The organism is Frigoribacterium sp. AC512 (assembly GCF_979258295.1).
In genome coordinates this window covers 653,326-678,405 of the sequence record NZ_OZ409850.1, presented here as the reverse complement: position 1 = coordinate 678,405, position 25,080 = coordinate 653,326, and the positions used below count along the sequence as shown (strand labels likewise).

27 protein-coding genes and 1 tRNA gene are annotated in these 25,080 nt (G+C 72.5%); 10 read left to right on the top strand and 18 right to left on the bottom strand.

Annotated elements, in window-relative coordinates; translation table 11 throughout:
* Positions 1 to 20 precede the first annotated feature (20 nt).
* The 8 genes from ACZZ97_RS03095 to ACZZ97_RS03060 form a co-directional block, all read right to left on the bottom strand.
* Positions 21 to 986 carry a TolB family protein gene (locus ACZZ97_RS03095; RefSeq protein WP_463472257.1) on the bottom strand — a complete coding sequence of 322 codons (966 nt, stop codon included), beginning with the start codon at positions 984 to 986 and terminating at the stop codon, positions 21 to 23.
* Between the two features lie 29 nt (positions 987 to 1,015).
* Complete coding sequence (locus tag ACZZ97_RS03090; protein ID WP_463473750.1) at positions 1,016 to 2,029, bottom strand: sugar phosphate isomerase/epimerase family protein; 1,014 nt, start codon at positions 2,027 to 2,029, stop codon at positions 1,016 to 1,018.
* A gap of 98 nt (positions 2,030 to 2,127) precedes the next feature.
* A complete protein-coding gene (locus tag ACZZ97_RS03085; protein WP_463472256.1) occupies positions 2,128 to 3,276 on the bottom strand; it encodes a Gfo/Idh/MocA family protein in 1,149 nt (382 codons plus the stop codon).
* Between the two features lie 33 nt (positions 3,277 to 3,309).
* The gene (locus ACZZ97_RS03080; protein ID WP_123546690.1) at positions 3,310 to 4,149 is read right to left on the bottom strand and encodes a carbohydrate ABC transporter permease; all 840 of its coding nucleotides are present in this window, start codon (positions 4,147 to 4,149) and stop codon (positions 3,310 to 3,312) included.
* The gene (locus ACZZ97_RS03075; RefSeq protein WP_194612747.1) at positions 4,142 to 5,140 is read right to left on the bottom strand and encodes a carbohydrate ABC transporter permease; all 999 of its coding nucleotides are present in this window, start codon (positions 5,138 to 5,140) and stop codon (positions 4,142 to 4,144) included. Before ACZZ97_RS03075 ends, ACZZ97_RS03080 begins: the two co-directional genes overlap by 8 nt.
* An 89-nt stretch (positions 5,141 to 5,229) precedes the next feature.
* Positions 5,230 to 6,558, bottom strand: coding sequence for an ABC transporter substrate-binding protein (locus tag ACZZ97_RS03070; RefSeq protein ID WP_314103293.1), 1,329 nt, complete (start codon positions 6,556 to 6,558; stop codon positions 5,230 to 5,232).
* A 172-nt stretch (positions 6,559 to 6,730) separates the two neighbouring features.
* Positions 6,731 to 7,879 carry a Gfo/Idh/MocA family protein gene (locus tag ACZZ97_RS03065; RefSeq protein ID WP_123546693.1) on the bottom strand — a complete coding sequence of 383 codons (1,149 nt, stop codon included), beginning with the start codon at positions 7,877 to 7,879 and terminating at the stop codon, positions 6,731 to 6,733.
* A complete protein-coding gene (locus ACZZ97_RS03060; protein ID WP_314102331.1) occupies positions 7,876 to 8,613 on the bottom strand; it encodes a sugar phosphate isomerase/epimerase family protein in 738 nt (245 codons plus the stop codon). The genes ACZZ97_RS03065 and ACZZ97_RS03060 overlap by 4 nt, the downstream gene beginning before the upstream one ends.
* 175 nt (positions 8,614 to 8,788) lie before the next feature.
* On the opposite strand from ACZZ97_RS03060, the gene ACZZ97_RS03055 reads away from it, so the two are divergent.
* Together ACZZ97_RS03055 and ACZZ97_RS03050 are read left to right on the top strand one after the other, a co-directional pair.
* The gene (locus tag ACZZ97_RS03055) at positions 8,789 to 9,979 is read left to right on the top strand and encodes an ROK family transcriptional regulator (RefSeq protein WP_463472255.1); all 1,191 of its coding nucleotides are present in this window, start codon (positions 8,789 to 8,791) and stop codon (positions 9,977 to 9,979) included.
* A 111-nt stretch (positions 9,980 to 10,090) separates the two neighbouring features.
* Entirely contained in the window at positions 10,091 to 10,804 is a 714-nt protein-coding gene (locus ACZZ97_RS03050) for a YqaJ viral recombinase family protein (protein ID WP_463472254.1), read from the top strand.
* On the opposite strand, the gene ACZZ97_RS03045 is transcribed toward ACZZ97_RS03050, so the two are convergent.
* Positions 10,786 to 11,484 (bottom strand): Pr6Pr family membrane protein, encoded by a 699-nt coding sequence (locus tag ACZZ97_RS03045; protein ID WP_463472253.1) that lies wholly within the window; start codon positions 11,482 to 11,484, stop codon positions 10,786 to 10,788. The genes ACZZ97_RS03050 and ACZZ97_RS03045 overlap by 19 nt on opposite strands.
* A 122-nt stretch (positions 11,485 to 11,606) precedes the next feature.
* Here ACZZ97_RS03045 and ACZZ97_RS03040 point away from each other — a divergent pair, with 122 nt between their 5' ends.
* Positions 11,607 to 12,572, top strand: coding sequence for an NADP-dependent oxidoreductase (locus ACZZ97_RS03040; RefSeq protein WP_314102325.1), 966 nt, complete (start codon positions 11,607 to 11,609; stop codon positions 12,570 to 12,572).
* A gap of 34 nt (positions 12,573 to 12,606) precedes the next feature.
* Here ACZZ97_RS03040 and ACZZ97_RS03035 read toward each other — a convergent pair whose 3' ends face one another.
* The 6 genes from ACZZ97_RS03035 to ACZZ97_RS03010 all read right to left on the bottom strand — a co-directional run bounded on the left by ACZZ97_RS03035 (position 12,607) and on the right by ACZZ97_RS03010 (position 16,325).
* Positions 12,607 to 13,167, bottom strand: coding sequence for a GNAT family N-acetyltransferase (locus tag ACZZ97_RS03035; RefSeq protein WP_314102324.1), 561 nt, complete (start codon positions 13,165 to 13,167; stop codon positions 12,607 to 12,609).
* A 140-nt stretch (positions 13,168 to 13,307) separates the two neighbouring features.
* Complete coding sequence (rplA, locus tag ACZZ97_RS03030) at positions 13,308 to 13,997, bottom strand: 50S ribosomal protein L1 (RefSeq protein ID WP_123546697.1); 690 nt, start codon at positions 13,995 to 13,997, stop codon at positions 13,308 to 13,310.
* Positions 13,998 to 14,097: 100 nt separating this feature from the next.
* Positions 14,098 to 14,529 carry a 50S ribosomal protein L11 gene (gene rplK / locus ACZZ97_RS03025; RefSeq protein ID WP_123546698.1) on the bottom strand — a complete coding sequence of 144 codons (432 nt, stop codon included), beginning with the start codon at positions 14,527 to 14,529 and terminating at the stop codon, positions 14,098 to 14,100.
* A 115-nt stretch (positions 14,530 to 14,644) separates the two neighbouring features.
* Entirely contained in the window at positions 14,645 to 15,763 is a 1,119-nt protein-coding gene (gene nusG / locus ACZZ97_RS03020; RefSeq protein ID WP_314102320.1) for a transcription termination/antitermination protein NusG, read from the bottom strand.
* A gap of 106 nt (positions 15,764 to 15,869) precedes the next feature.
* Positions 15,870 to 16,151 (bottom strand): preprotein translocase subunit SecE, encoded by a 282-nt coding sequence (gene secE / locus ACZZ97_RS03015; protein ID WP_123546700.1) that lies wholly within the window; start codon positions 16,149 to 16,151, stop codon positions 15,870 to 15,872.
* A gap of 101 nt (positions 16,152 to 16,252) precedes the next feature.
* Positions 16,253 to 16,325: transfer RNA gene (locus tag ACZZ97_RS03010), tRNA-Trp, on the bottom strand.
* Between the two features lie 186 nt (positions 16,326 to 16,511).
* Here ACZZ97_RS03010 and ACZZ97_RS03005 point away from each other — a divergent pair.
* The 5 genes from ACZZ97_RS03005 (at position 16,512) to ACZZ97_RS02985 (ending at position 21,621) form a co-directional block, all read left to right on the top strand.
* Positions 16,512 to 17,714: a pyridoxal phosphate-dependent aminotransferase gene (locus ACZZ97_RS03005; RefSeq protein WP_463472252.1), complete on the top strand. Its 1,203-nt coding sequence runs from the start codon at positions 16,512 to 16,514 to the stop codon at positions 17,712 to 17,714.
* A gap of 139 nt (positions 17,715 to 17,853) precedes the next feature.
* Positions 17,854 to 18,705, top strand: a complete 852-nt coding sequence (locus tag ACZZ97_RS03000) for an ABC transporter ATP-binding protein (protein ID WP_314102316.1) — start codon at positions 17,854 to 17,856, stop codon at positions 18,703 to 18,705.
* An 89-nt stretch (positions 18,706 to 18,794) separates the two neighbouring features.
* Positions 18,795 to 19,598: an ABC transporter permease gene (locus ACZZ97_RS02995; RefSeq protein ID WP_314102334.1), complete on the top strand. Its 804-nt coding sequence runs from the start codon at positions 18,795 to 18,797 to the stop codon at positions 19,596 to 19,598.
* A gap of 32 nt (positions 19,599 to 19,630) precedes the next feature.
* Positions 19,631 to 20,926, top strand: a complete 1,296-nt coding sequence (locus ACZZ97_RS02990; protein ID WP_463472251.1) for a sensor histidine kinase — start codon at positions 19,631 to 19,633, stop codon at positions 20,924 to 20,926.
* The gene (locus tag ACZZ97_RS02985; protein WP_463472250.1) at positions 20,923 to 21,621 is read left to right on the top strand and encodes a response regulator; all 699 of its coding nucleotides are present in this window, start codon (positions 20,923 to 20,925) and stop codon (positions 21,619 to 21,621) included. The genes ACZZ97_RS02990 and ACZZ97_RS02985 overlap by 4 nt, the downstream gene beginning before the upstream one ends.
* A gap of 7 nt (positions 21,622 to 21,628) precedes the next feature.
* On the opposite strand, the gene ACZZ97_RS02980 is transcribed toward ACZZ97_RS02985, so the two are convergent.
* Genes ACZZ97_RS02980 through ACZZ97_RS02970 form a run of 3 tightly spaced genes read right to left on the bottom strand, consistent with a single transcriptional unit; the run spans position 21,629 to position 23,594 of the window.
* Positions 21,629 to 22,720, bottom strand: coding sequence for a UDP-N-acetylmuramate dehydrogenase (locus ACZZ97_RS02980; protein ID WP_463472249.1), 1,092 nt, complete (start codon positions 22,718 to 22,720; stop codon positions 21,629 to 21,631).
* Complete coding sequence (locus tag ACZZ97_RS02975; protein ID WP_133737873.1) at positions 22,717 to 23,148, bottom strand: MaoC/PaaZ C-terminal domain-containing protein; 432 nt, start codon at positions 23,146 to 23,148, stop codon at positions 22,717 to 22,719. Before ACZZ97_RS02975 ends, ACZZ97_RS02980 begins: the two co-directional genes overlap by 4 nt.
* Positions 23,145 to 23,594 carry a MaoC family dehydratase N-terminal domain-containing protein gene (locus ACZZ97_RS02970; RefSeq protein WP_133737874.1) on the bottom strand — a complete coding sequence of 150 codons (450 nt, stop codon included), beginning with the start codon at positions 23,592 to 23,594 and terminating at the stop codon, positions 23,145 to 23,147. The genes ACZZ97_RS02975 and ACZZ97_RS02970 overlap by 4 nt, the downstream gene beginning before the upstream one ends.
* A 52-nt stretch (positions 23,595 to 23,646) precedes the next feature.
* On the opposite strand from ACZZ97_RS02970, the gene ACZZ97_RS02965 reads away from it, so the two are divergent.
* Together ACZZ97_RS02965 and ACZZ97_RS02960 are read left to right on the top strand one after the other, a co-directional pair.
* A complete protein-coding gene (locus ACZZ97_RS02965; RefSeq protein WP_192042170.1) occupies positions 23,647 to 23,961 on the top strand; it encodes a DUF3072 domain-containing protein in 315 nt (104 codons plus the stop codon).
* A gap of 321 nt (positions 23,962 to 24,282) precedes the next feature.
* Positions 24,283 to 25,071: a UbiA family prenyltransferase gene (locus ACZZ97_RS02960; protein WP_463472248.1), complete on the top strand. Its 789-nt coding sequence runs from the start codon at positions 24,283 to 24,285 to the stop codon at positions 25,069 to 25,071.
* Positions 25,072 to 25,080: the final 9 nt, after the last annotated feature.

The window sequence follows — 25,080 nt, the reverse complement described above, 5'->3', positions numbered from 1 at the left end:
CCGGCTCCCCTCGTGGGCGCTCAGCCGCGCGGGTAGTCCACGCAGGCGAAGCGAGCCGAGTCGGGTGCCCAGCACGGCACGTTGACCGTGCCCTGGCCTCCGAGCAGCCGCAGCACGTCGTGCGGCTGCTCCCCCGGCGTCGGCAGCCCGTCGGTGCCGAGCGGCAGGGTGCGGAGCACGACGTCGCGGTCCTCGGGGTGGCCGAGCGTGCCCGTCGGGTAGCCGAGCCAGAGCAGGGTCGCCCCGTCGGGCGAGACGTGCGGGAACCAGTTCACGAGCTCGTCGTCGGTGACCTGCACGAGCTCGCCGCCGTCGGGCCGGGCGCGGAACAGCTGCGCGTGGCCCGCCACGCCGCCCGACGCCCGCTCCGAGTTGAACCAGACGTGTCGACCGTCCGGCGAGAACTCCGCACCGTCGTCGGGGTGGCCGTCCGCAGTCACGGAGGTCGGGGCGCCGTCGGCCACCGAGACCAGCACGACGTTCGTCTGCCAGCCGGCCCGCGCCTCCTCGTCGTCCGGGTCGACCGCTGCCTCGGGCAGGGCGCCGACGATCACGCTCAGCGTCGCGCCGTCGGGCGAGACGCCGTGAAGGTAGTTCTTGTGGTTGCGGCCGGCAGGGTGCTCGCGCGTGACGCGGCGTGCCTCGCCGCCGGGCGCGACGCCGTCCCAGGGCACCTCGTACAGGTGGCCGTCGTGCGAGCTGACGAACACGCTGCCCTGGTCGGGCGCGATCACGTGGTCGTTGTTGATCTCGGGCACGTCGCCCATGGGCACGGGCACCAGGGCCGCCTCGTCGACGCCCCGCGCCTCGGCGGGCAGCCGCCAGAGCAGCCCGTCGGCGTTGACGACGAGCCAGCGGCCGTCGGGGCTCCAGTTGGGCGCCTCGACGAGGACGCTCGAGCTCTCGAGGGCGACCTCGACCTCTCTGGTCGCGGGGTCGACGACGAGCACGCGGCTCGACTGTCCGGGCTGGAGGGTGCGGGGCACGGGGTTCTCCCTGTTCGTGGGCGGGGCGGCTACTGGTTCGAGAAGGCCGCGTCGAAGGAGGCGGTCGGCCGGGGCCAGAGCAGCGAGCGCACGTGGGCCAGCGCCTCGGGCGCCCCGTGCAGCCGGTCCATGCCGGCGTCCTCCCACTCGATCGAGATCGGCCCGGCGTAGCCGACGGCGTCGAGGGTGCGGAACGCCGACTCCCAGTCGACGTCGCCGTGCCCGGTCGAGACGAAGTCCCAGCCGCGGCGCGGGTCGCCCCAGGGCAGGTGCGAGCCGAGCAATCCGGCGCGGCCGCTGCTCGGCCGGACGCGCGTGTCCTTGCAGTCGACGTGGTAGATCCGGTCGGCGAAGTCGACGATGAACCCGATCGTGTCGACCCCCTGCCAGAGCATGTGCGACGGGTCCCAGTTGAAGCCGAAGGCCTCGCGGTGCTCGATCGCGTCGAGGGCGCGGACGCTCGTCCAGTGGTCGTAGGCGATCTCGGAGGGGTGCACCTCGTGGGCGAACCGCACGCCCTCGCCGTCGAAGACGTCGAGGATGGGGTTCCAGCGGGCGGCGAAGTCCTCGTAGCCGGCGTCGATGACGCTCTCGGGCACGGGCGGGAACATCGCCACGTACGGCCAGATCTTCGATCCGGTGAACCCGACGACCGTGTCGACTCCCATCCGCCGGGCGACCCTGGCCGCCCGCTTCATGTCCTCGGCCGCACGCTGACGGACGCCCTCGGGCTCGCCGTCGCCCCACGTGCTCGGACGCACGATCGCCTGGTGCCGGAAGTCGATCGGGTCGTCGCAGACGGCCTGGCCCGTGAGGTGGTTCGAGATGGCCCAGACGCCGAGGCCGTGCCGCTCGAGCACGTCGAGCCGGCCGCGGAGGTACGCGTCGTCCTCGTCGGCGCGCTCGAGGTCGAGGTGGTCGCCCGACGCGGCGATCTCGAGGCCGTCGTAGCCCCAGCCCGCGGCGAGCGCCGCCACCTCCTCGAGCGGCAGGTCGGCCCACTGGCCGGTGAACAGCGTGACGGGGTGCGAGCTCTCGCCCATGTCGGCCTCTCTCGTCGTCGGTGCGTCGGCGCGCGGCGCAGCTCCATCCTGGTCCACTCCGCGGCGCTCCACGAGGCGGTCGTCCGCGGGGCGGTCGTTCACGAGGGGACGTCCACCCAGCGCCGCTCGGCGGCGGCGAGCAGGACGCTCTCGGTGACGACGACGGCGCGGCGGCCGTCCTCGAAGGTCGGCAGCCCCTCCGGCTGCCCGCCGCGCACGGCGTCGTGCACGTCGCGGACGAACGAGGCGAAGGCGTCGTGGTAGCCCATCGGGTGCCCGGCCGGGAGCGTCGAGAGGCGGGCCGCGTCCGGCACCAGCCGGGCCGCGTCGCGCGAGACGACCTCGGACGCGGCGCGACGCCCGATCCAGAGCCGGTTGGGCTCCTCCTGCGAGAACTCCAGGCTCTCCGCGGTGCCCGCGACGTCGACGAGGAGGCGGTTCTTCCGCCCCGGCGCCACCTGCGACACGAAGAGGGTGCCGATGACGCCGGCGGCCGTCTCGAAGACGACCGCCGCCTCGTCCTCGGTGTCGACCGGGCGCCCGCCGCGTTCGTCGTGGACCCGGTCGACGACGGCCGCGAGGGCGGCCACGCGGTCGCCGAGGACGAACTCGACGAGGTCGACGAGGTGGCTGCCGATGTCGGCGAAGGCGCGCGAGGGGCCGCCCGAGGCCGAGTCGACGCGCCAGTCGACGTCGTCGCGGTCGAGCAACCAGTCCTGCAGGTAGCTGCCCCGGACGCTGAGCACGCGTCCCGTGACGCCGGCGGCCACCCTGGCCCGCGCCTCCCGCACCATCGGGTGGTACCGGTAGACGAACGGGACCGCGGCGGTCCTGCCTGCCGCCCGGGCTGCCCGCACGAGCTCGTCGGCCTCGGCCGTCGAGGTGGCCAGCGGCTTCTCGCAGACCACGTGCTTGCCGGCCGCCAGGGCGGCGAGGGCGAGACCCGCGTGCACGGCGTTCGGCGTGCAGAGGTGGACGACGTCGACGCCGGGGTCGTCGAGGAGGTCCTGCACGCTGTCGTGGGCGGTCGGGACGCCCAGGGCGGCGGCCGCGAAGGAGGCGCTGGCCGGGCTCGAGGACGCGACCGCGACCACCTGCGCGCCCGCGGCCCTGGCCGCGGCGGTGTGCACCCGGCCCATGAAGCCGCCGCCCACCACCCCGACCTGGAGGGGCGCGACCGAGGCCGCGGCCCGCCGGGTCGGGGCGACGCCCGCGAGGCGAGGCAGCGCCTCCCCCACGTCGGTCACCGCTGCGCCCCCGTCAGGCCAGGCCGGTCGGCGTCACTTGACGGCACCGGAGGACAGACCGGTGATGAGGTGCTTCTGCACGAGCATGAAGCCGATCAGCACGGGCAGCGAGACGACGACCGAGGCCGCCATCAGCTGGTTCCAGTAGACGTCCTGCTGCGAGGCGTACGCCCGCAGGCCGATCGACAGGGTCCTGGTGTCCTTGCTCGTGAGCACCGAGGCGAAGAGCACCTCGCCCCAGGCCGTGATGAAGGCGTAGACCGCGACGGCGATGATGCCGGGCTTCGCGACGGGGATGATCACGCGGAACAGGGCGCCGAGGCGACCCGTGCCGTCGATCATCGAGGCCTCCTCGAGTTCTTTCGGGATGGAGGCGAAGTAGCCCGTCAGCATCCAGATCGAGAACGGCAGGCTGAACGTCATGTAGGTGATGATCAGGCCCAGGTAGCTGCCCGTCAGCTGCACCCCGACCGTGCGCTGGATCTGCACGAAGATCAGGAACAGCGGCAGCAAGAACAGGATGCCGGGGAACATCTGGGTCGACAGCACCACGAGGCTGAAGCTGCGCTGTCCACGGAAGCGCAGGCGAGCCAGCGCGTAGGCGGCCAGCACGGCCATCGCCACCGACAGGATCGTCGCCGAGATGGTCACGATCAGGCTGTTCTTGAAGTACGACGCCAGGGGCACCGTCTGCCAGATCTGCACGTAGGGCTCGAGGGTGACGCGCGAGGGGATCCAGGTGAAGAGGCCCTGCACGTCGGCCAGCGGCTTGATCGAGGTCGTGAGCACCACGTACAGCGGGATGATCACGACCAGCGACAGGAACGCCAGCCCGAAGAAGCGGAAGATCTTGAAGCCGCGGGTCTCAATCATTGTCGTTCTGCCCCTTCGGGAGGACCATCCGGATGTAGAACGCCGACGCGATCAGCAGCACGACCAGGAGCATGACGCTCATGGCACCGCCGAGGCCGAAGTTCCAGTTGTTGAAGCTCTGCTGGTAGATCAGCGGCGAGATGAGCGTCGCCTGCTCGGGCGAGGCCGGGCCGAAGAGCACGTAGGGCACGTTGAACTGGTTGAAGATCCAGAGGCTCATGATGAGCAGCAGCACGGCGTTCGCAGGCTTCACCATCGGCAGCGTGATGTTCGTGAACTGCTTCCAGAGGCTGGCACCGTCGAGGCTGGCGGCCTCGTAGACGTCGCCCGGGATGTTCTGCAGCGCCGCGAGCAGCATCAGGAACGCGAAGGGCCAGAACTGCCAGGCGGTCACGATCACGATCGCCCAGAACGAGTTCCCGCCGAGCAGCCAGAAGGGCCTGTCCTGGAGGATCCCGAGGTCGTCGACCAGGAACCGGTTGATGGCCCCGTCTCGCTGGTTGAACATGAAGGCCCAGGCGATGGTGCCGACGTACGAGGGCAGCGCGTAGGGCACGAGGAACAGCGTGCGGAGCAGGCCCCGCCCCTTGAACGAGCTGGTCAGCAGCACGGCGCCGAGCATGCCCATGCTCCACGCGATCGCGACGACGATCACGGTGAAGAGCAGGGTGCGGCCGAGGGCCCCGTAGAGCTGGCCCGCGATGGGCGAGCTCGGGTCGAGGGCCGTGACGAAGTTCTGCAGGCCGACGAAGGGGGCGTTGACCCAGTTGGCGATGCTGAGCTGGTTCAGCGTGATGAACGCGATCCAGATGCCGAGCACCATGGGGACGATGTGGACGAGGAGCTCGGCCAGGGCCGCGGGGGCGACCAGGAAGTAGGCGAGCGGCGAGCGGTGCTTCTTGCGCTTCGCGGGCTCGATCGGAGCCTGCTGGTGCGGATCGGGAGCCGACTCTTTCTCGGCGGTGGCGGGGGGCAGAACGTTGACGGTCATGACGGTCCTCTCGGGCGGGGCAGGGGGGCCCGTCCGGCCGACAGCGCTGGCGCTGCCGACCGGACGGGTCCCCGCACGGTGGGACGGGGCTACTGACCCGTGGTCATCTGGCTGTTCGCGTCCTCGAGGGCCGACTTCACGTCGGCCTCGCTGACGGAGCCGCCCTGGGCCGCGGTGGCGAGGAGGTCCTTGATCGCGGTGCCGACCAGGGTCTCCATCTGTCCCTCGGAGGGGTAGAGGGGCATGGGCTGGGCGTGGTCCGCGAGGATCGTCTGCTTCAGCTTGATCACGTCCGTCTGGAACGCGGGGTCGTCGTAGGCGGCGGTGACCACGGGCAGCGAGCCGAACGACTCGTTGAGGTACTTCTGCTCGTCGTCGCTCGTGAGGTGCTTGACGAAGTCGATCGCCGCCTCCTTGTTGCCCGAGTTCTCGAAGACGCTGACGTTGATGCCCGCGACGTGGCTCTGGGTGCCCTCGAGGCCGGTGGCGTCGGCGGTCTCCATCGGCACGGGCGCCGCGGCGTAGTCGGTGAAGTTGCGCGACTTGAGGTTGTCGCCCGGGGCCTGGTCGAAGAACATCGCGGCCTGGCCCTCGGCGAAGGTCGCCGCCATGTCGGAGCCGTTGACGCTCTCGGCGTCGGACGGCGAGACGACCTTGTCGACGGCCATCAGGTCGACCCACTCCTTGACGCCGGCCACGACGCCGTCGTTGCCGAAGTCGGGGTTGCCGTCGCCGTCGTAGAGCTCGCCGCCGTTCTGCAGGCCGCGGACGAACGCCTGGTGGGCGTTGTTCGTGATGCTCGAGCCGGCCATCGTGACGCCCCACTGGTCGATCTGGCCGTCCCCGTCGGTGTCGATCGTCAGCTTCTTGGCGTCCTCGACGAACTCGTCCCACGTGGCGGGCGGCGTGGTGATGCCGGCCGCCTCGAACATGGCGGTGTTGTAGTACAGCGAGTACGACAGGCCGTAGATAGGAACGGAGGTCGGGGCCTGGCCCTCGGCGCCGCCGGTGGCGAAGCTCGACTGGACGAAGCGGTCCTGGCCGCCGATCTCGTCCAGGGCCTCGCCCTCCCAGGGCACGAACGCGCCGCTCGACTGGAGAGACACCGCCCACGTGTTGCCGATGTTGAGCACGTCGGGGCCCTCGCCGCTCGAGACGGCGGTGAGGATGCGGTTGTAGAGGTCGGACCACGGGATGACCTCGAGGTCGACCTCCACCCCCGTCTCCTCCGTGTAGCGGTCGATGGACTCCTGCAGGATCTCGGCGTCTCGCTCGACCGTGGGGGCCTGGTTGCTGGCCCAGTAGGTGATCGTGTCGCTGTCGCCGCTGCCGCCGGAGGCGGAGCAGGCGGTCATCGAGCCTGCCGCGACGACGCCGACGGCGACGGCGGCGACCCAGCGGAACTTCTTCGTGTTCATGTCTTCTCCTGGTTTCTCATCTTCGAGAGGTCTCTTCATCGAGCGGGGGAAGTGCTGTGGTGCTGTGTGGCTGTGGTGCTGCGCTGCTGTGGTGCTTCGGGAGGGAAAGTGGAGGGGGGACGCTGTCCCGGTGGCGGGCCGGCCTCGTCGTCGAGGCCGGCCCGCCGACGGCTCAGCCGAGGGTCGGGACCGACGGGTCCCAGTCCTCGGGCAGCTCGGGCGTGGGCTCGAGCGACGACTCGACGACGACGCCCTCGCCGCGCTCGGCCGACTCGGCCAGCGAGACCATGACGTCGAGCACGTGGAACGCGAGCTCGCCGGGGACGCGCTCGCGACGGCCCTCGCGGATCGCCTGGGCGAGCTCCGCCACGCCGGTGCCGCGGGTGAACGTCGAGCCGGACGCGGGCACGACGGTCGGCTCCTCGCCGCCGGTGTGCACGACGGTGTCGCCCTCGAACTCGTTCGGGTCGGGGAACACGGCCGTGCCCTCGGTGCCCGCGATCTCGACGAACCCGGCACGGGCCAGCTTCGAGTCGAAGCTGAAGACGGCCTGCGCGCTCGCGCCGTTCTCGAACTGCAGCAGGGCGCTGATGTGCGTGGGCACCTCGACGGGGAACTCGGTGCCGGCCTTGGGGCCGGAACCGATGACGCGCGTCTCGCGGGCCTTCGAGGAGGTGGCGGTCACCTTCGCGACCGGGCCGAAGACCTGCACGAGGGTCGTGAGGTAGTACGGGCCGACGTCGAACATCGGGCCGGCGCCGTAGGCGAAGAGGAACTCGGGGCTCGGGTGCCACGACTCGGGGCCGGGCACCTGGAACAGCGTCAGGCCGGTGAGGGGCGTGCCGATGTCGCCGCGACGGACGACGCGGAGCCCCGTCTGGATGCCCGAGCCGAGGAACGTGTCGGGAGCGACGGCGACCCGCACCCCCGCCTCCTTCGCGGCCTGCAGCAGACGGGCGCCGCTCTCGCGGTCGAGGGCGTAGGGCTTCTCGCCCCAGACGTGCTTGCCGGCCGCGACGGCCTTGAGCGCGACCTCGACGTGGGCGGCGGGGATCGTGAGGTTGACGACGATCTCGACGCCGTCGTGGGCGAGCAGCTCGTCGACCGAGCCGCTCCCGGGCACGCCCCACTTCTCGGCCTGCGCGGCGGCGCGGGGCTCGTCGATGTCGGCGACGAAGAGCACCTCGAGGTCGGGGAACTTCGTCAGGTTGCCGAGGTACTGGTCGCTGATCACGCCTGCGCCGATCACGCCGACCCCGACGGGGCCGGTGCGGGCGTCGCGGGCGGCGACGGTGTCGGCGGTCGTGGCGGTGTCGGTCATGCGCGGACTCCCTGCAGGAACTCGTAGCTGTCGGTCAGGGCGGTGAACACGTCGCCGCGGGTGTCGTCGAGCTCGACGACGGCGAGTGCCTGCGGGGCGGCCCGGAGGATGTCGCGGACGGGCATGACGCCCTTGCCGACGGCGACCTGCTCGGAGTCGTCCTTGCTCCCCGGGCCGTCCTTGACGTGCAGGAACTGCACCTGGTCGCCGAGACGGGCCAGCAGCTCGGCCGCGTCGACGCCGCCGACCTCGACCCAGTAGGTGTCGACCTCGAGCACGACGCCGGCCGGCAGGGCCGCGGCGAAGATCTCGAGGGCGGGGGTGCCGTCGATGACGGACTCGAGCTCGAACTCGTGGTTGTGGTAACCGACCGAGAGGCCGTGGGCCGCTGCGGCGTCGGAGATCGCGACGAACTCGGCGGCGATCGCCTCGACGTCCTCGCGGGTGACCCAGCGAGTCTCGTCGATGTGCGGGTCGATGACGGTGCCGACGCCGAGCCGGACGGCCGCGGCGAAGATCGGCTCGAGGTCCTGGCCGACGAGCTTGGCGTGGGCGCTCGGCGCGGTGAGGCCGGCGGCGGGCAGCGCCTCGGCGTACTCCTCGACGCGCTCGACGAAGCCCCACGGCTCGACCTGCGTGTAGCCGATGTCGGCGAGGCGCTGGAGGGTGCCGGGCAGGTCGGCCGCGATGGCGTCCCTGACCGTGTAGAGCTGGACCGAGATCGGTGATGTCACCAGGGGGACTCCTCTTCGAGTGGGGCGAGTACGGCGCCGCTGCCCCTCGAGGGGAGTCGATCACCGCTGATCGAGACCGACCATAGGACCACTTCTGTCGGAACGCAAGCAAAAGTCGTCGTGGATCGGCGCCCTTGTCTCGGCAGTCGCCTCGCCCTGTGCTTTACTGCTCAGCATGTCCGACACGACGCGGTCGTCCGCGCTCGGCAGCACCGGCGCCAGCGAGCTCTTCCAGCTGCTCCGAGACGGTCGTCCGCGCACCCGGGCCGAGCTCGCCGCCATGACCGGCCTCGCCCGCTCGACCGTGGGGCTGAGGCTCGACGCCCTCGTCGAGCTCGGGCTCGTCGGGCCCTTCGCCGACGCCGTCTCGACGGGCGGTCGCCCGCCCTCCCGCGTCGCCCTCGTGCCGTCGGCCCGGGTCGTGCTCGGGGCCGACTTCGGTGCCGGCCACCTCAACCTCGTGCTCACCGACCTCGTCGGAGAGACGCTCATCGGGCGACGCTCGCTGCTCGACATCGCCGACGGGCCCGAGCGCGTGCTCACGACGATGGTCTCCGAGGCCGACGCCCTGCTCGCCGAGCTGGGGCGCACCCGCCGCGACCTGATCGGGGTCGGCATCGGGCTCCCCGGCCCCGTGCAGTTCAGCACCGGTCGGCCCGTGAACCCGCCGATCATGCCCGGCTGGGACGGCTTCGACGTGCCCGGCTGGGTGCGCGGGCACCTCGACGTGCCGGTCCTCGTCGACAACGACGTCAACATCATGGCCCTCGGCGAGCGGAGCTTCGCCTGGCCCGGCGTCGACCACTTCCTGTTCGTCAAGGTGGCCACCGGCATCGGCTCCGGCATCATCTCGGGCGGTCGGCTGCAGCGCGGCGCCCAGGGCATCGCGGGCGACATCGGCCACGTCCAGGTGCCGCGCGGCGCCGGCATCGCGTGCCACTGCGGCAACGTGGGCTGCCTCGAGGCCGTCGCGTCGGGACCGGCCATCGCGGCCGCCCTGCGCCGCGAGGGCCACGACGTCGCGGGCGGCGCCGAGGTGATCGACCTGGTGCGCGGGGGCGACATCGACGCCATCCAGGCCGTCCGCCAGGCCGGGCGGGACATCGGCGAGGTGCTGACCGCCTGCGTCAACCTCATCAACCCGTCGACGATCGCCATCGGCGGCTCGATGGCCCAGGCCGGCGAGCACCTCATCGCCGGCGTGCGCGAGGTGGTCTACTCGCGCTCGATGCCGCTGGCCACCGAGCACCTGAGCATCGTCCAGTCGCGCTCGGGCCAGCGGGCGGCCGTGATCGGCGCGAGCATGCTCGCGATCCACCACGCCCTCTCCCCCGCGGCCATCGACGAGCTCGCCGCCGCGGTCTGACCCTCGCCGGCCCCCGGCCCCCGGCACCGCGGACCCCGCGGACCCCGCGCCGAGGCGACACGAGGAGGCGCCCTGTCGCGACCTGCCCCGGTCACGAGCGACAATGGAGGCATGTCCGTCGTCCAGCCCATGCTCTCGCTCTGGGACGACGACGAGACCCTGGCCGCGCCTCCTGCGCCCCCGCGCCGGCCGGCACACGAACTGAGGGTGCTCGCCGACTCGACCGACCGCATCGCGTGGCTGCGTGCCCGCAGCCGCGGCATCACGGCCACCGACGTCGCACGGCTCTCGAGCCCCCGCGCCGTGCAGGCCGTCGTGCTCGACAAGCTGTACGGCAACGGCTTCGGCGGCAACGCCTACACCGACCACGGACGCGCCCGCGAGCCGGAGATCGCCCGTTGGGTGCTGTCCGAGCACCGCATCGCGCCGAGCTCGAAGCTGTTCCACGCCCACGAGCAGCAGCGCCACCTCGCGACGCCCGACGGCGTGGCGGTGCGCGACGACGGCACCGTCGAGCTCTGCGAGATCAAGACGACGAAGAAGGCCTGGACGAGCATCCCGCGCTCGTACCTTCGGCAGGTGTTCTGGCAGCAGTACGTTCTCGGGGCCGAGCGCACCCTCGTCGTGTGGGAGCAGCACCTCGACTTCGTCCCCGTCGACGCCGTGCCCCAGTGCCGCTGGGTCGACCGCGACGACGACGAGATCCACCGCCTCGTGGGCCTCGCCGACACCGTGCTCGACACGCTGGCGCGCCAGGCTCCCGTCGACCCGTTCGCCCCCGGCGTCCGGGCCTACGAGCCGCCGCCCTACGACCCGCTGCGCTGAGCCTCGCGGCGCGCGGCCTCGCTGCGTCGGGCTGCTCCCCCGTGGTCGACCCCGAGCACCCGCACCCGGCTCAGCCCGATGACGGCGGCGCTCAGCGCCGCGATCACGACGGCGATGACCACGCACCAGACCGCGACCCCGCCCGCGCCCAGGCGCTCCACGTCGAGGAACGGGTACGGCACGAACGACTGCCCGCGCAGCAGCACCACGACGAGCCAGACCAGCGGGTAGACCAGGAACACCGGGAGCCGCCGCCACGCGATGCGCCCCCGGTCGCCCACCAGCACCCAGTCGAGCAGCGCGAACAGCGGGATCCACTTGTGCAGGACGTCGTTCGACCACTGCACGTTGAACGAGTTGTCGAGGGCGACGTCCGTCAGCAGCACGTTGTAGACGATGCCGGTCGTGACCATGTAGGTCGCCGCGGCGCCGCGCAGCACGACGCTCCACTCGGGCGCGGCCCGGCGGCGCAGCAGGAACACCGCCCCGACGACGAACGCCACGGCCGCGATCAGGTTCGACTGGATCGTGAAGTAGCCGAAGAAGTTGGCGAACTGGTACACGGGGCTCTCGATGCTGCGCACCCACTGGCCGACGACCGCCGCGACGACGGCCAGGGCCGCGAGCAGGCGGAACGCGGCGGGCACGATGGCGGGCACGGTGGTCGTCGACGGTCTCATCCCGTCACCGTAGCGAGGTTTCGCCAGACGGTGACACCCGCGAAACACGACCGACTCATCTGCTGTCGACACTGGGGTGACGGGCGCCCCTGTCGGGTGCCGCGGACGGACAGGGGAGCCCGATGACGCACACGACGATGCGTGCCATGGTGATCGAGAAGACGGGCGGACCCGAGGAGCTGATCGCGGCGGACCTGCCGTGGCCCTGCCGTGTCGGCTCGGACGTGCTGGTCAAGGTGCACGCCGCGGGCGTCAACCGCGTCGATGCCGAGGCCCGAGCCGGCCGGGCCGACAGCGGCGGCGTCCGGGCCTGGCCCGCCGTGCTCGGCCACGACTTCAGCGGCGTCGTCGTCGAGGCCCCCTACGCCGCCCACCCTCTCCGCCCCGGCGACGAGGTCTTCGGCATGGCTGCGTTCCCGCACACGAGCGGGACGTACGCCGAGTACATCAGCGTGCCTGCCACCTCCCTCGCCCGGAAGCCCGCGACGCTCTCGCACGTCGAGGCCGCCGGCGTCCCGCTCGCCGCCCTGACCGCCTGGGGCATGGTCGTCGAGGTCGCCAAGGCGCACGAGGGCCAGCGCGTGCTCGTCCAGGCCGGTGCAGGAGGCGTCGGGCACTTCGCCGTGCAGCTCGCGTCGTACTTCGGCGCGCACGTCGTCGCCACCGGGTCGCAGCGCAACAGCGGCTGGCTCCGCGACCTCGGAGCGGACGAGGTCGTCGACTACGGCTCGGCCGAGCTGGCCCGCAGCGTGCGCGACGTCGACGTCGTCATCGGGCTGGTGGACGACGACGACGTCGCCGAGCAGTCGCTGGCCGTGCTGCGCCCGGGCGGCCTCGCGGTGCACGCCCCGCTCCGCTCGTGGCGGGCCTTCGCCGAGAAGGCCGAGGCGCGGGGCATCCGTTCGACGGGGTTCGCCGTCTGCCCCGACGCGTCGACCCTCGCGGTCCTCTCGCGCCTGATCGACTCCGGCGACCTCCGCGTGCACGTCGACGACATCTACGACCTCGCCGACGCCGCCGACGCGCACAGCAGGCTCGAGCAGAGCCACACCCGGGGCAAGCTCGTCCTGCGCGTGGCCGACGAGTGAGGTCGCGGCCTGGGCGTCGGGCCGGGGTCGCGGCCTAGAGCGCACGCACGAGGACGAAGTCGTCGTGCGTCTCGGTGCCCACGGTGAACCTCTTGGTGCCGGCCCGCTCGAAGCCGTGCTTGCCGTAGAAGGCCTGGGCGCGGGCGTTCTGCTGGTTGACGCCCAGCCAGATCGAGGAGGCGCCGGTCGCCGTGGCCGTCGCCAGCGTCGCCTCCATGAGGACCCGCGCCGCGCCCTGCCCGTGGGCGTCGGGTGCCACGTACAACTTGCTCAGCTCGACGGCGGGGCGCGCCTCGACCACGGCGGCCACGTCGGCGTCGACGGGATCGCCCGTGACGAGCATGGCGTACCCGAGCAACGGGGCCCCGAGCAACGGGGCCCCCGGGGCGGCCGCGTCGTCCTCCAGGGCGAGCACGTGCCGCGTCGGGTCGGCCAGGTACTCGTGGAAGCGCTGCTCGCTCAGCACCGTGGTGACGAAGCGCGCCATGTCGGCCAGGGCGGTGCCGGGCGGGCAGGCCAGGGGGAACGTGAGGGCCGCCACGGAGGCGAGGGCCGGGGCGTCGGAGGCGGTGGCGGGGCGGGCGGTGACGGTCACGCCTCCATGGTGCCGCACCCGCGCCTCCTCGTGCTCGCCGTGCCCGTGCGCCGGGGACGACGAAGGCCGCCCCGCTCGAGAGCGGGACGGCCTGTCGTGACGATCAGGTGATCGAGGTGCGCTGCCTGGGCAGCAGCTGCCTAGAAGACGTTGATGTCGAGGGGGATGCCGGGACCGAAGGTCGTCGACAGCGTGCCCTTGGTGATGTAGCGGCCCTTGGAGGAGGACGGCTTCAGACGGACGACCTCGTCGAGGGCGGCGTCGAGGTTGGTGTTCAGCTGCTCTTCCGAGAAGCCGGCCTTGCCGATGACGAAGTGCACGTTGGCGTGCTTGTCGACACGGAACTCGATCTTTCCGCCCTTGATGTCGTTGACGGCCTGCGCGACGTTGGGGGTCACGGTGCCCGTCTTCGGGTTGGGCATGAGGCCGCGGGGTCCGAGGACCTTTCCGAGGCGGCCGACCTTGCCCATGAGCTCGGGCGTCGAGACGGCCGAGTCGAACGACGTGTAGCCGCCGGCGACCTTTTCGATGAGCTCGTCGCCGCCGACCTCGTCCGCACCGGCGGCGATGGCGGCCTCGGCCGCAGCGCCCGTGGCGAAGACGATGACGCGGGCGGTCTTGCCCGTGCCGTGGGGCAGGATGACGGTGCCGCGCACCATCTGGTCCGCCTTGCGGGGGTCGACGCCGAGCTTCAGCGCGACCTCGACGGTGGAGTCGAACTTCTTGGAGCCGGTCTCACGAGCGACGGCGACGGCCTCGCTGGTGCTGTAGAACTTGCCGGCCTCGATCTTCTCGGCGGCGGCGCGGTACGCCTTGGACTTCTGAGCCATGTTGGACCTCTTCGTTACTGGGGACGTGGTAGCGAGCCTGGCCGGCTCTCCCACTGGTGTCTGGTGCGTGCAGGCGGGTCGCCTGCACGAGGGGGTGTGGCTACGCGTCGACCGTGATGCCCATGGAACGGGCGGTGCCGGCGATGATCTTCGCCGCGGCGTCGATGTCGTTGGCGTTCAGGTCGGCCTGCTTGGTGGTGGCGATCTCACGGACCTGGTCCATGGTGAGCTTGCCGACCTTGTCCGTGTGGGGAGTCGACGAGCCCTTGGCGACGCCGGCGGCCTTCTTGATGAGCTCCGCGGCGGGCGGGGTCTTGAGGACGAACGTGAACGAACGGTCCTCGTAGACGGTGATCTCGACGGGGACGACGTTGCCGCGCTGCGACTCGGTCGCGGCGTTGTACGCCTTGCAGAACTCCATGATGTTCACGCCGTGCTGACCCAGGGCCGGGCCGATGGGCGGGGCCGGGTTCGCGGCGCCGGCGTTGATCTGAAGCTTGATCAGACCCGTGACCTTCTTTTTCGGTGCCATTGTTCTTTTCCTTCTCGTGGGGTTCGAGCCGGCCGCGGTCGCGGTCCGCTCTCCCGGTGGTCCGCGGTGCGGACTCCGGTGATCTAGGGGAGCTGTGGGGCTGTCGTCCTGGGGACTAGAGCTTGGTGACCTGGTCGAAGCTGAGCTCGACGGGAGTCTCGCGCTCGAACAGGGAGACCAGCACCGTGAGCTTGCCGCTCTCGGGCTTGATCTCGTTGATCGTACCGGGAAGACCGGCGAACGAGCCCTCCTTGATGGTGATCGTCTCGCCGATCTCGAAGTCGACCTCGGCGGGGATGACCCGCTGGGCCTGCTTGCCGCCCTTGGCCGAGCCCTTGGCGGCGGGGGCCGCCTCCTGCACCTGGACGAGGCTCTTCAGCATCTGGAAGGCCTCCTCGAAGCGGAGGGGCGTCGGGTTGTGGGCGTTGCCCACGAAGCCGGTGACGCCGGGGGTGTGGCGGACGACCGACCAGCTGTCTTCGTTGAGGTCCATGCGGACGAGCACGTAGCCGGGGATCCGCACGCGGGTGACCAGCTTGCGCTGCCCGTTCTTGATCTCGACGACGTCCTCCATGGGGACCTCGACCTGATAGATGTAGTCCTCCATGGTCAGGGAGACCATGCGGTTCTCGATGTTCTGCTTCACGCGACGCTCGAAGCCGGCGTAGCTGTGGATGACGTACCACTTGCCGGGCTTGCCGCGCAGGTCGTAGCGGAAGGCCTCGTAGGGGTCGACCTCGGCCTCGTCCTCCGCCTCGGCGTCGGTCGTGACTTCGTCGGCCTGCTCGCTGACCACGTCGAGGTCGACGTCGTCCTGGGCGACCTGGGCGTCGGCGTCCTGCACGGACTGCTCGGCCTCGGCGATGACGGCGTTCGCGCCGACGGCGTCGCCCTCGTCCGCGAGCTCTTCCGCCTCGGAGTCGGCCTCGTCGTCGGTCGCCTCGACGGCGGCCTCCGCCTCGGCGGCGTCGTCGATGTCGAGCGCGTCGTCGACGACGGCGTCGGCCTCGGGGTCGCTGGCCTCGGCGAGGGTGTCGAGCAGGCCGTCGAGGTCGTCCGTGTCGGTGGTGCCCTCGTCGCCCTCGTCGACGACGGTGATCGCGGACTCCTCGGCCGAGCCCTGGTCGCCGTCGGAGTCGACGTCCATCAGGTCGCCCTCCTGGGTCTCGGCGACCTCGGAGGACTGCTCGGCGGCGGGGGCGAGATCGATGTCGTCGCGCTCGTTGTCAGGCACTGTGTATCAACTTCCGTTCAGGGGATCGGGCCGCCGTGTCGGCTGGCCGACCACAGAGGATCGTGGGGCACGGCGCGGACCGGGTGGTCCGTCAGCCGGGCGGGCGTCAGCTGCCGGTGGGGCCGTTGCCGAAGACGTAGCCGACGACGAGGCCGAAGAGCGAGTCGAGACCGGTGACCAGCGCCATCATGATGACGACGAAGACGAGCACGACGCCGGTGTAGCTCAGCAGCTCTTTGCGGGTCGGGGTGACGACCTTCTTGAGCTCGGCGATCACCTGGCGGATGAACAGGGCGATGCGGGCGAAGGGACTGCGACGCGCTGCGCTGTCGGACTTCGCCTTGTCGACGACGTCCTCACTGGGGACGTCGAGGTCTTTTCTCGCCACTGTCGTATCTACCTTCCGAGGGTCGACCCGAGGGCCTGGTCCGTGATCCGGGCCGCCCCGCTGGTCTCTGGTGGACCAGTCGGTGCGACCCGGCCGGGCTGCAGGGCGGACAGGACTCGAACCTGCAACCTGCGGTTTTGGAGACCGCTGCTCTACCAATTGAGCCACCGCCCTATGGGGCCGGAGCCCCCGGGCCGGACTGCGCCTCGTGCTCGCCCTGAGGCGCGCGCCGACTCTGCGGTGTCCGACCGCCTCGACAAGTGTAGGTGAGCGCCCGCGGTGTTGCAAAGCCGGGACGCGCCGACGGGCCCGGCCGGGGCGCCCTGTCGGGGCCGCGGGCCGCCGGATAGGGTGGCCGTCGTGACCCAGCCGACACGCCGCCTCTCGTCCCGCATCGCCTCCATCGCCGAGTCGGCCACCCTCAAGGTGGACGCCAAGGCCAAGTCGCTCCTGGCCGAGGGCCGGCCGATCATCAGCTACGGCCCGGGCGAGCCCGACTTCCCCACGCCCGACCACATCGTCGAGGCGGCGGTCGCGGCGGCGCGCGACCCGCGGAACCACCGCTACTCGGCCGGCGCCGGCCTGCCCGAGCTGCGCGAGGCGATCGCCGAGAAGACCCTCCGCGACAGCGGCACGTCGGTGCGCCCGGCGCAGGTGGTCGTGACCAACGGCGGCAAGCAGGCGGTCTACCAGGCGTTCCAGGCGCTGCTCGACGAAGGCGACGAGGTCCTGCTGCCGGCGCCGTACTGGACCACCTACCCCGAGGCGATCTCGCTCGCCGGCGGCGTCTCGGTCGAGGTCTTCGCCGGCGCCGACCAGGGCTACAAGGTCACCGTCGAGCAGCTCGAGGCCGCCCGCACGCCCCGCACGAAGGTGCTGCTGTTCTGCTCGCCGTCCAACCCGACGGGCGCCGTCTACTCCCCCGCCGAGGTCGAGGCCATCGGCCGCTGGGCGCTCGAGACCGGCACCTGGGTGATCAGCGACGAGATCTACCAGAGCCTCGTCTACGACGGCGTGCGCGCCGTCTCGATCACCGAGGCGGTGCCCGAGCTCGCCGACCAGACGATCCTCGTCAACGGCGTCGCCAAGACCTACGCGATGACCGGCTGGCGCGTGGGCTGGATGGTGGGCCCGGCGGACGTCATCGCCGGCGCCTCGAACCTGCAGTCGCACCTCACGTCGAACGTGTCGAACGTCTCTCAGCGCGCCGCCCTCGCGGCCCTCACCGGCCCGCAGGACGAGGTCGAGTCGATGCGCCGCGCCTTCGACGTCCGCCGCCGCCGCATCGTCGACGAGCTCAACGCGATCGACGGCGTCGTCGCCCCGACCCCGGAGGGCGCGTTCTACGTGTACCCCGACGTCAGCGGCCTGCTGGGCCGCGAGTGGGGCGGGGTCACGCCCACCACCTCCCTCGAGCTCGCCGACCTGGTCCTCGACCAGGCCGACGTCGCGACGGTGCCCGGCGAGGCCTTCGGGCCGAGCGGCTACCTCCGCCTGTCGTACGCCCTCGGCGACGACCAGCTGCTCGAGGGCGTGCAGCGCCTCCAGCGCCTCTTCTCGTAGGAGGCGCGGGCCCGGTCGGCCGGACCGGCTCGCCGGCCGGGCCCGCCGGCAGCGTCAGCCTGCGGCATCCACCGGTCGGGGGATGCAGGTAGCCCGGTCCGGGGTGCCGAGCCCGCGCCTCCTGCCCGAGGCTCGGAGCATGACCCCACAGCCCGTCGTGCGAGTGCGCGACCTCACCAAGACCTACGGGCGCGCCACCGCCCTGCACGGCGTCTCGTTCGACCTCCGGGCCGGCGAGACGCTCGGCCTGCTCGGCCCGAACGGCGCCGGCAAGTCGACGACGATCGAGATCCTCGAGGGGCACCGCGACCGCACCGGCGGCGAGGCCCTCGTGCTCGGCACCGACCCGCGACACGGCGGGCTCGACTGGAAGGCGCGCATCGGCATCGTGCTGCAGACCTCGGCCGAGCAGGGCACCTCGACCGTGCGCGAGCAGGTCGCCCACATGGCCGCTCTCTACCCGCGGTCGCGCGACGTGGACGAGGTCGTCGCCGCCGTCGGGCTCGAGGCGCAGGCGGGCACCCGCGTCCGGGCGCTCTCGGGCGGCCAGCGGCGCCGCGTCGACGTCGCTCTCGGCATCGTCGGCGACCCCGAGCTGCTGTTCCTCGACGAGCCGACGACGGGCTTCGACCCGGAGGCGCGGCGTCGGTTCTGGGAGCTCATCCGCTCGCTCTCCGACGACGGCACGAGCATCCTGCTCACCACCCACTACCTCGACGAGGCCGCCCAGCTGAGCGACCGGGTCGCGGTCATCACGGAGGGTCGCGTCGTCGCCGAGGGACGCCCCGACGAGATCGGCAGCGCCGCCGCCCGGACCCCGCTGGTGCGGTGGTCGGACGCGCGAGGCCGTCACGAGGAGCGGACGGCCGACCCGGGCGGACTCGTCGCGCGCCTGCACGGCGCGGGAGCCGAGCTGCGCGACCTCGAGGTCGTGCGCCCGTCGCTCGAGGACGTCTACCTCGAGCTCGTCGCCGAGGCGGCGTCGTCGTGACCGCCGCCTCGCGGACCGCGACCACGACGCGCTCGTCCCGTGGTCCCTCGGACCGGACCGGCGCCTCCTCGACGGCCGGCCTCCGCCGCGTGCTCGCCCTGGCCGGTGTGCAGGTGCGCCACGAGGTGCGGACCTACTTCCGCGCCGGCGACACGGTGTTCTTCACGTTCCTCTTCCCCGTCGTCATGCTCGCGATCTTCTCGACGGCCTTCAGCGCGTCGGGCTCGTACGGCGTGCGACCGGACGGCTCGGCCGTCGACGCCGCCGCGTACTACTTGCCGGGGATGATCGCCGCGGGCGTGCTGCTCTCGGGCGTCCAGGCCCTCGGCATCGACATCGCCGTCGAGCGCTCGGACGGCACCCTGAAGCGACTGGCGGGCACCCCGCTGCCCGTCGCCTCCTGGTTCCTCGGGAAGCTGGGGCAGGTGGTCGTGACGAACCTGCTGCAGGTGGCGCTCCTCCTCGCCGTGGCCCGGGTGCTGTTCGGGGTGCCGCTGCCGACCGAGGCGTCGTCGTGGGCGACGTTCGGCTGGGTGTGGCTGCTCGGCCTCGCCGGCTCGGCGCTGATCGGTATCGGCCTGTCCCGGGTCCCTCGCACCGGGCGCAGCGCCTCCGCCGTCATCGTGCCGATCACGCTCGTGCTGCAGTTCGTGTCCGGCGTCTACCTGCCGTTCGCGCAGCTGCCGACGTGGCTGCAGCAGGTCGCCTCGGCGTTCCCGCTGAAGTGGCTCGCCCAGGGCATGCGGAGCGTGTTCCTGCCCGAGTCGTCCGCGGCGGCCGAGGTCGGCGGCACCTGGGACCTGGCGGGCGTGGCCCTCTGGCTGGCCGTCTGGCTCGTGGCCGGTGCGGTCGCGGCCCGGCTGACGTTCCGCTGGGGCAGGAAGGACGCCTGACCGCGAGCGCGCGGGACGGTACGGTGACGGACATGACCGCCACGGCAGCTGAGGGCGCCCGCACCGCGAGCCGCGGCGCGGGCGCGCGCCCGGGCACGAGCCGCGTCGCGATGCGCTGGTGGGACCTCGGGGCCGGGGCCACGGCCGTGGTGCTGGTCGTGCTCGCGCTCGCCTCCGAGGCCGGCAGCAGCGCCGACGGCAGCGCGGTGTCGAGCGCCGTCGGCGGCCGCCCGCTCGCCCTCGCCGCGACCGGGCTGTTCGTCCTGACCTGGCTGATCCTCGCCCGACCGGTCGTGCGGAGGGACGACGACCAGGTGGGCCGGGCAGAGGTCGTGGTCGTCGCGGCGGTCGTGGTCGTCGGCGGGCTGGCCGTCGCCGGCGCACCGCCGCTCGCCGTGCTGCAGGCGTTCTCGATGCCGCTGCTCTGGACCGTGCTCCCGACGCCCCGCTCGGCGATCGTCGCCAACGTGCTGCTCTGCCTCTCGATCTCGGCGGGCTTCGTCGCGAGCCTCGGCTGGTCGGCGGACACGCTCGCGACCGCCGCCACGAGCGAGGGGCTCTCGTTGCTCTTCAGCATCGCCCTCGGCTCCTGGATCACGTCGATCGCCCGCACCGGCGTCGAGCGCGGCCGGCTGCTCGACGAGCTGCGCGCCGCCCAGGACGAGCTGGCCACCCGGCACCGCGAGGCCGGAACCGTGGCCGAGCGGGAGCGCCTCGCCCGCGAGATCCACGACACGGTCGCGCAGAGCCTCACCGGGCTGGTGATGCTCAGCCAGCAGGCACGGACGTCGGTCGCCGCCGGCGACGCGGCCGCCGGCCTCGCCCAGCTCGACCTGATCGAGTCGTCGGCCCGGGACGCGCTCACCGACGCCCGCACGCTTGTCGCGGCCACCGCCTCCTCCGGGCTCGACAGCGGCGACCTCGCCGACGCCCTGCGCCGCCTCGCCGCACGGTTCGCGCGCGAGAGCGGCGTCGCGGTGACCGTCGACGTGGAGCCGGGCCTCGCCCTGCCGCGCGACCACCAGGTCGTCGTGATCCGGGCGGCGCAGGAGGCGCTGGCCAACGTCCGCAAGCACAGCGGGTCGCGCTCGGCGCACGTCGCGCTCGCTCGCGGGGCCGGCATCGCGGAGGGTGCGGGCGCCGCCGGGGGCGTCGTGCTGTCGGTGCGGGACGAGGGCAGCGGGTTCGATCCTGCCGCGTCCCGCGACGGCTTCGGGCTCGACGGCCTCGACGAGCGGCTGAGGCTGGCCGGCGGGCGGCTCGAGGTCGTCAGCGGTGCGGCCGGGACGACCGTGGCCGCGCACCTGCCCGGCGGCGAGCAGTCGTGAGCGTCCGCACCCTGGTCGTCGACGACCACCCGATCATGCGGCAGGGGCTCACCGCGATGCTCACGGCCACGCTCGACTTCGAGGTCGTCGGCCAGGCCTCCGACGGCGTCGAGGCGGTCGAGCTCGCCGCCGAGCTGCGGCCCGACCTCGTGCTCATGGACCTCCGCATGCCGCGGCTCGACGGCGTCGCCGCGACGGAGGCGGTGCTCCGGGACGTGCCGACCGCCCGTGTCGTCGTGCTGACCACCTACGAGTCGGACGACGCCATCCTCGGCGCCGTCGAGGCGGGCGCGAGCGGCTACCTGCTCAAGGCCGCTCCCGAGGAGGAGCTGCTCGCGGGGCTCCGCTCGGTCGTCGCCGGGCAGGTCGCGCTCGCGCCGTCGATGGCGGCGCTGCTCGTGGGGCGCGCTCGTCGGACGGCAGCGCAGGCGGACGCCCCGGCGAGCGTCACGGGCGTCGGTGCGGACGGCCCCGTCGGGTCGACGCCGACGCCGCTGAGTCCCCGCGAGACCCAGGTGCTCGTGCTGGTCGCCGAGGGCTGCTCGAACCGCGAGATCGGCCTGCGCCTCTTCGTCGGCGAGGCCACCGTCAAGACCCACCTGCAGCACGTCTTCGAGAAGCTCGGCGTGGGCGACCGCACCCGCGCGGTCACCCTCGCGATGGAGCGGGGCTGGCTGCCCTCGGCACGCGCCTGACGTCAGGTCAGAGGTCGAGGCCGAGCAGCACCGGCTCGGGGCGGAGCAGGACGCCAAACTCGGCCAGCACCCGCTGCTGCACGAAGCGGGCGAGCTCGACCACGTCGTCGGCGGAGGCGCTGCCCCGGTTGGTCAGGGCCAGCGTGTGCTTCGTCGAGATCGCGGCTCCCGAGCCCGGCAGGCGGAAGCCGCGCGCGACGCCCGCGTGCTCGATCAGCCAGGCGGCGCTGAGCTTGACGGCCCCGCTGGTCGGCGGAGGCGGCGGTGCCGGAGTCTCGCCGAGCGGCACGACCCGGTCTTGGGGCTCGGGGTCGATCGGCCAGCGCGGGGCGTCCGAGGGCAGATCCGAGGCCGCCTGGCGGGACACCACGGGGTTGGTGAAGAACGAGCCGCTCGACCACGTGTCGCGGTCGTCGGCGTCGAGCACCATGCCCTTGGAGGCGCGGAGGGCCAGCACGCTCGACCGCACGTCGGCGACCGAGACCCGGGCCCCGAGGTCGACGCCGAGGGCCCCGGCGAGCTGCGGGTACGAGACCTGCTCGCTCGCGCCTCCCTCGTCGCGGAGCGCGAACTCGACCGCCGTCACGACGCCCGCCCGGCCCTGCTTGAACACGCTCGTGCGATAGCCGAGGCGGAGGTTCGCCGCGGGCACGCGGACGAACTCGCCCGTGTCGGCGTCGAGGAAGTCGACCGAGACGACCGTCGACGAGACCTCCTGCCCGTACGCGCCGATGTTCTGGATCGGTGAGGCGCCCGTCGAGCCGGGGATGCCGCTCAGCGCCTCGAGGCCGGACCAGCCCGCGTCGACCGTCAGGGCAACGAGGTCGTCCCAGGGCTCGCCGGCGGCGACCCGCAGGCGGACCCGACCGTCGACGTCGTCGAGCCGCTCGACGCCGCGCGTGCGCACGTGGACCACGGTGCCCTCGAACGGCTCGTCGGAGGCGACCGTGTTCGAGCCGCCGCCGAGGACGAACCAGGGCTCGTCGTCGGCCCAGACGGCGCGGACGGCGTCGATCAGCTCGTCCGTGCCGTCGGCCGTGACGAACCGCGCGGGCTCGCCGCCGACGCGCATCGTCGTCAGCTCGGAGAAGGAGCTCACGCCAGGGTCACCACGACCTGGGCCTTGCCCAGCACGGTCTTCTCGTCGACCGTCACGGTGAGGTCGACCCGCGCCGTGCCGGCCTCGTCGTCGAGCGCCGCGACCTTCGCGGTGACGGACAGCTCGGCGCCGTCGGCCGGGTGCACGACCACCGGACGCGTGAAGCGGACCTGGTAGTCGGAGACCCAGCCGATCACGCCGGCGTCGTCGCCCGACCCGTCGAGCCACTCGACGACGGGCTGCACCGCGGTGCCCATGGTCAGCATGCCGTGGGCGAGCACGCCCGGCAGGCCGACAGACTCCGCGACGTCGTCGCGGTAGTGGATCGGGTTGAAGTCGCCGGACGCGCCGGCGTAGCGGACGAGCGAGTCGCGCGTCAGCGGGTAGGTCTTGTGGGCCACGACCTGGCCGACCTCGAGGGCGCTCACGCGTCGTCCCCCCGCACCACGAGGGTGGACACCGCGGTGACGACGTGCGCCCCGGCCTGGTCGACCATGTCGGAGGAGGCGGTCACCATGGAGTTGCCGCCGAGAGACTTGACGCTGGTCACCGTGAGCGTGGCCGTGAGCTCATCGCCCGCCACGACGGGCCGGCTGTAGCGGAAGCGCTGCTCGCCGTGCACCACCCGGGAGAAGTCGATGCCCGCGTCGGGCTCGGCGAGGAGCTGCGCGAGGGTCGCCTCCTGCACCACGACGGGGAAGGTCGGCGGGGCGACGACGTCGGCGTGGCCGGCAGCGCGCGCGGCCTCGGGGTCGAGCGACAGGGCGCTGGTCGAGCCGGTGGCACGGGCGAACTCGCGCACCTTCTCCCGGCCGACGAGGTAGGCGGGGGCCGGCGGGAGGACCCGCCCTTGCAGATCGGGGTTCACAGGCACGGCGTCGAGTCTAACCGGGGCCGATGTCGGGGGCGCGGCGTACGTTCTCCCCATGAGCGACTCGAACATCGACCCTGACATCACGCCCGTCGACCCCGCAGCACCCGAGGGCGGCGGGGCACCTGCCTCCGGCGCCGACGCCGGGTCCGGAGAGACCCTGGGCGGCGAACGTCCCGACCCCTCCACCACCGCCTCCAAGGACCCTGAGGACTGGGTCACCGGCGACGAGCCGATGACCGGCCCGCAGAAGAGCTACCTCGACACGCTCGCCCGCGAGGCAGGCGAAGAGCTGCCTGCCGACCTGAGCAAGGCCAAGGCGAGCGAGCACATCGACCGCCTCCAGGAGAAGACCGGCCGCGGCCAGTAGCCGAGTCTGCTCGATGGGTCTACCGCTGCGAGGGCTCGCGTCGTACACTTCCCCCACGTCTGGGATGGTAACTCGACGCGAGCCCTCGATCGACAGCCAGGGACAGGTCCTGATCCACGTGTCCCCCCGAAGGTTGCGAGCGGCTGACGAGCACGCTCGGGTCTCCCCCGACCCGGGCGTGCTCACTCGATCTCCCCCTGTGCCTGCTCCTCCTGCGCTTCGCCGTCTCCGCCGCAGGACGTGCTCGTGACGAGCTCACCCGTCGCAACCTTGGGCGCCTTGGCGCGGTCCGCTCACCCGGGCCCCACCGTCGCCGTCACCGTGCTCTCTGTCGTCCTCGCGACGGCGGTCGGTCTCGGCGTCGGCCGCATCCTGCTGCTCGGCGTCGCCGTGCTGGCCGGTCAGCTCTCGATCGGGCTCTCGAACGACCTCGTCGACGCTGCGCGCGACCGCCAGGTCGGGCGCCGCGACAAGCCCCTCGCGCTGGGCCTCGTCTCCACCTCGACTGCGGCCGCCGCCGTCAGCGTCGTGACCGTCGTCGCGATCGCCGTGACCTTCGTCCTCGGCTGGGCCGCCGGCGTCGCCCACCTTCTCTTCCTCGCCTCCGGCTGGGCCTACAACTTCGGGCTCAAGCGCACGGCGTGGTCGGCCGTGCCCTTCGTCGTCGGCTTCGGTGCCCTGCCCGCCGTGGTGACCCTCGCCGCCGCGCCGCCAGCTGCTCCCGCCGCCTGGGCGATGATCGTCGGGGCCGCCTTCGGCGTCGCGATCCACTTCACCAACGTCCTGCCCGACCTCGACGACGACGCCCGGACGGGCGTCGTCGGGCTGCCCCACCGGCTCGGACGCCTGCGCGCCGGGCTCGTTGCCTTCGCCGCCCTGGGGACGGCGGCGGTCGTGACGGCTGCGGGGCTCCTCCTCGACGACTCGCTGACGCCCTTCCGCACCGGCGCGGGCCTCGTCGGGGCGGCGACCGCCTTGGTGCTCTCCGTGGTCGGCGCGAGGCTCGTGCGTCGCGGCGGGGCGACGCGGGGGCTGTTCCGGCTCGTCATCGCGGCTGCGCTCGTGCTGGTCCTCTCGCTCGCCCTCGCGGGCACGGCACTCGTCGCCTGACCGGCACGA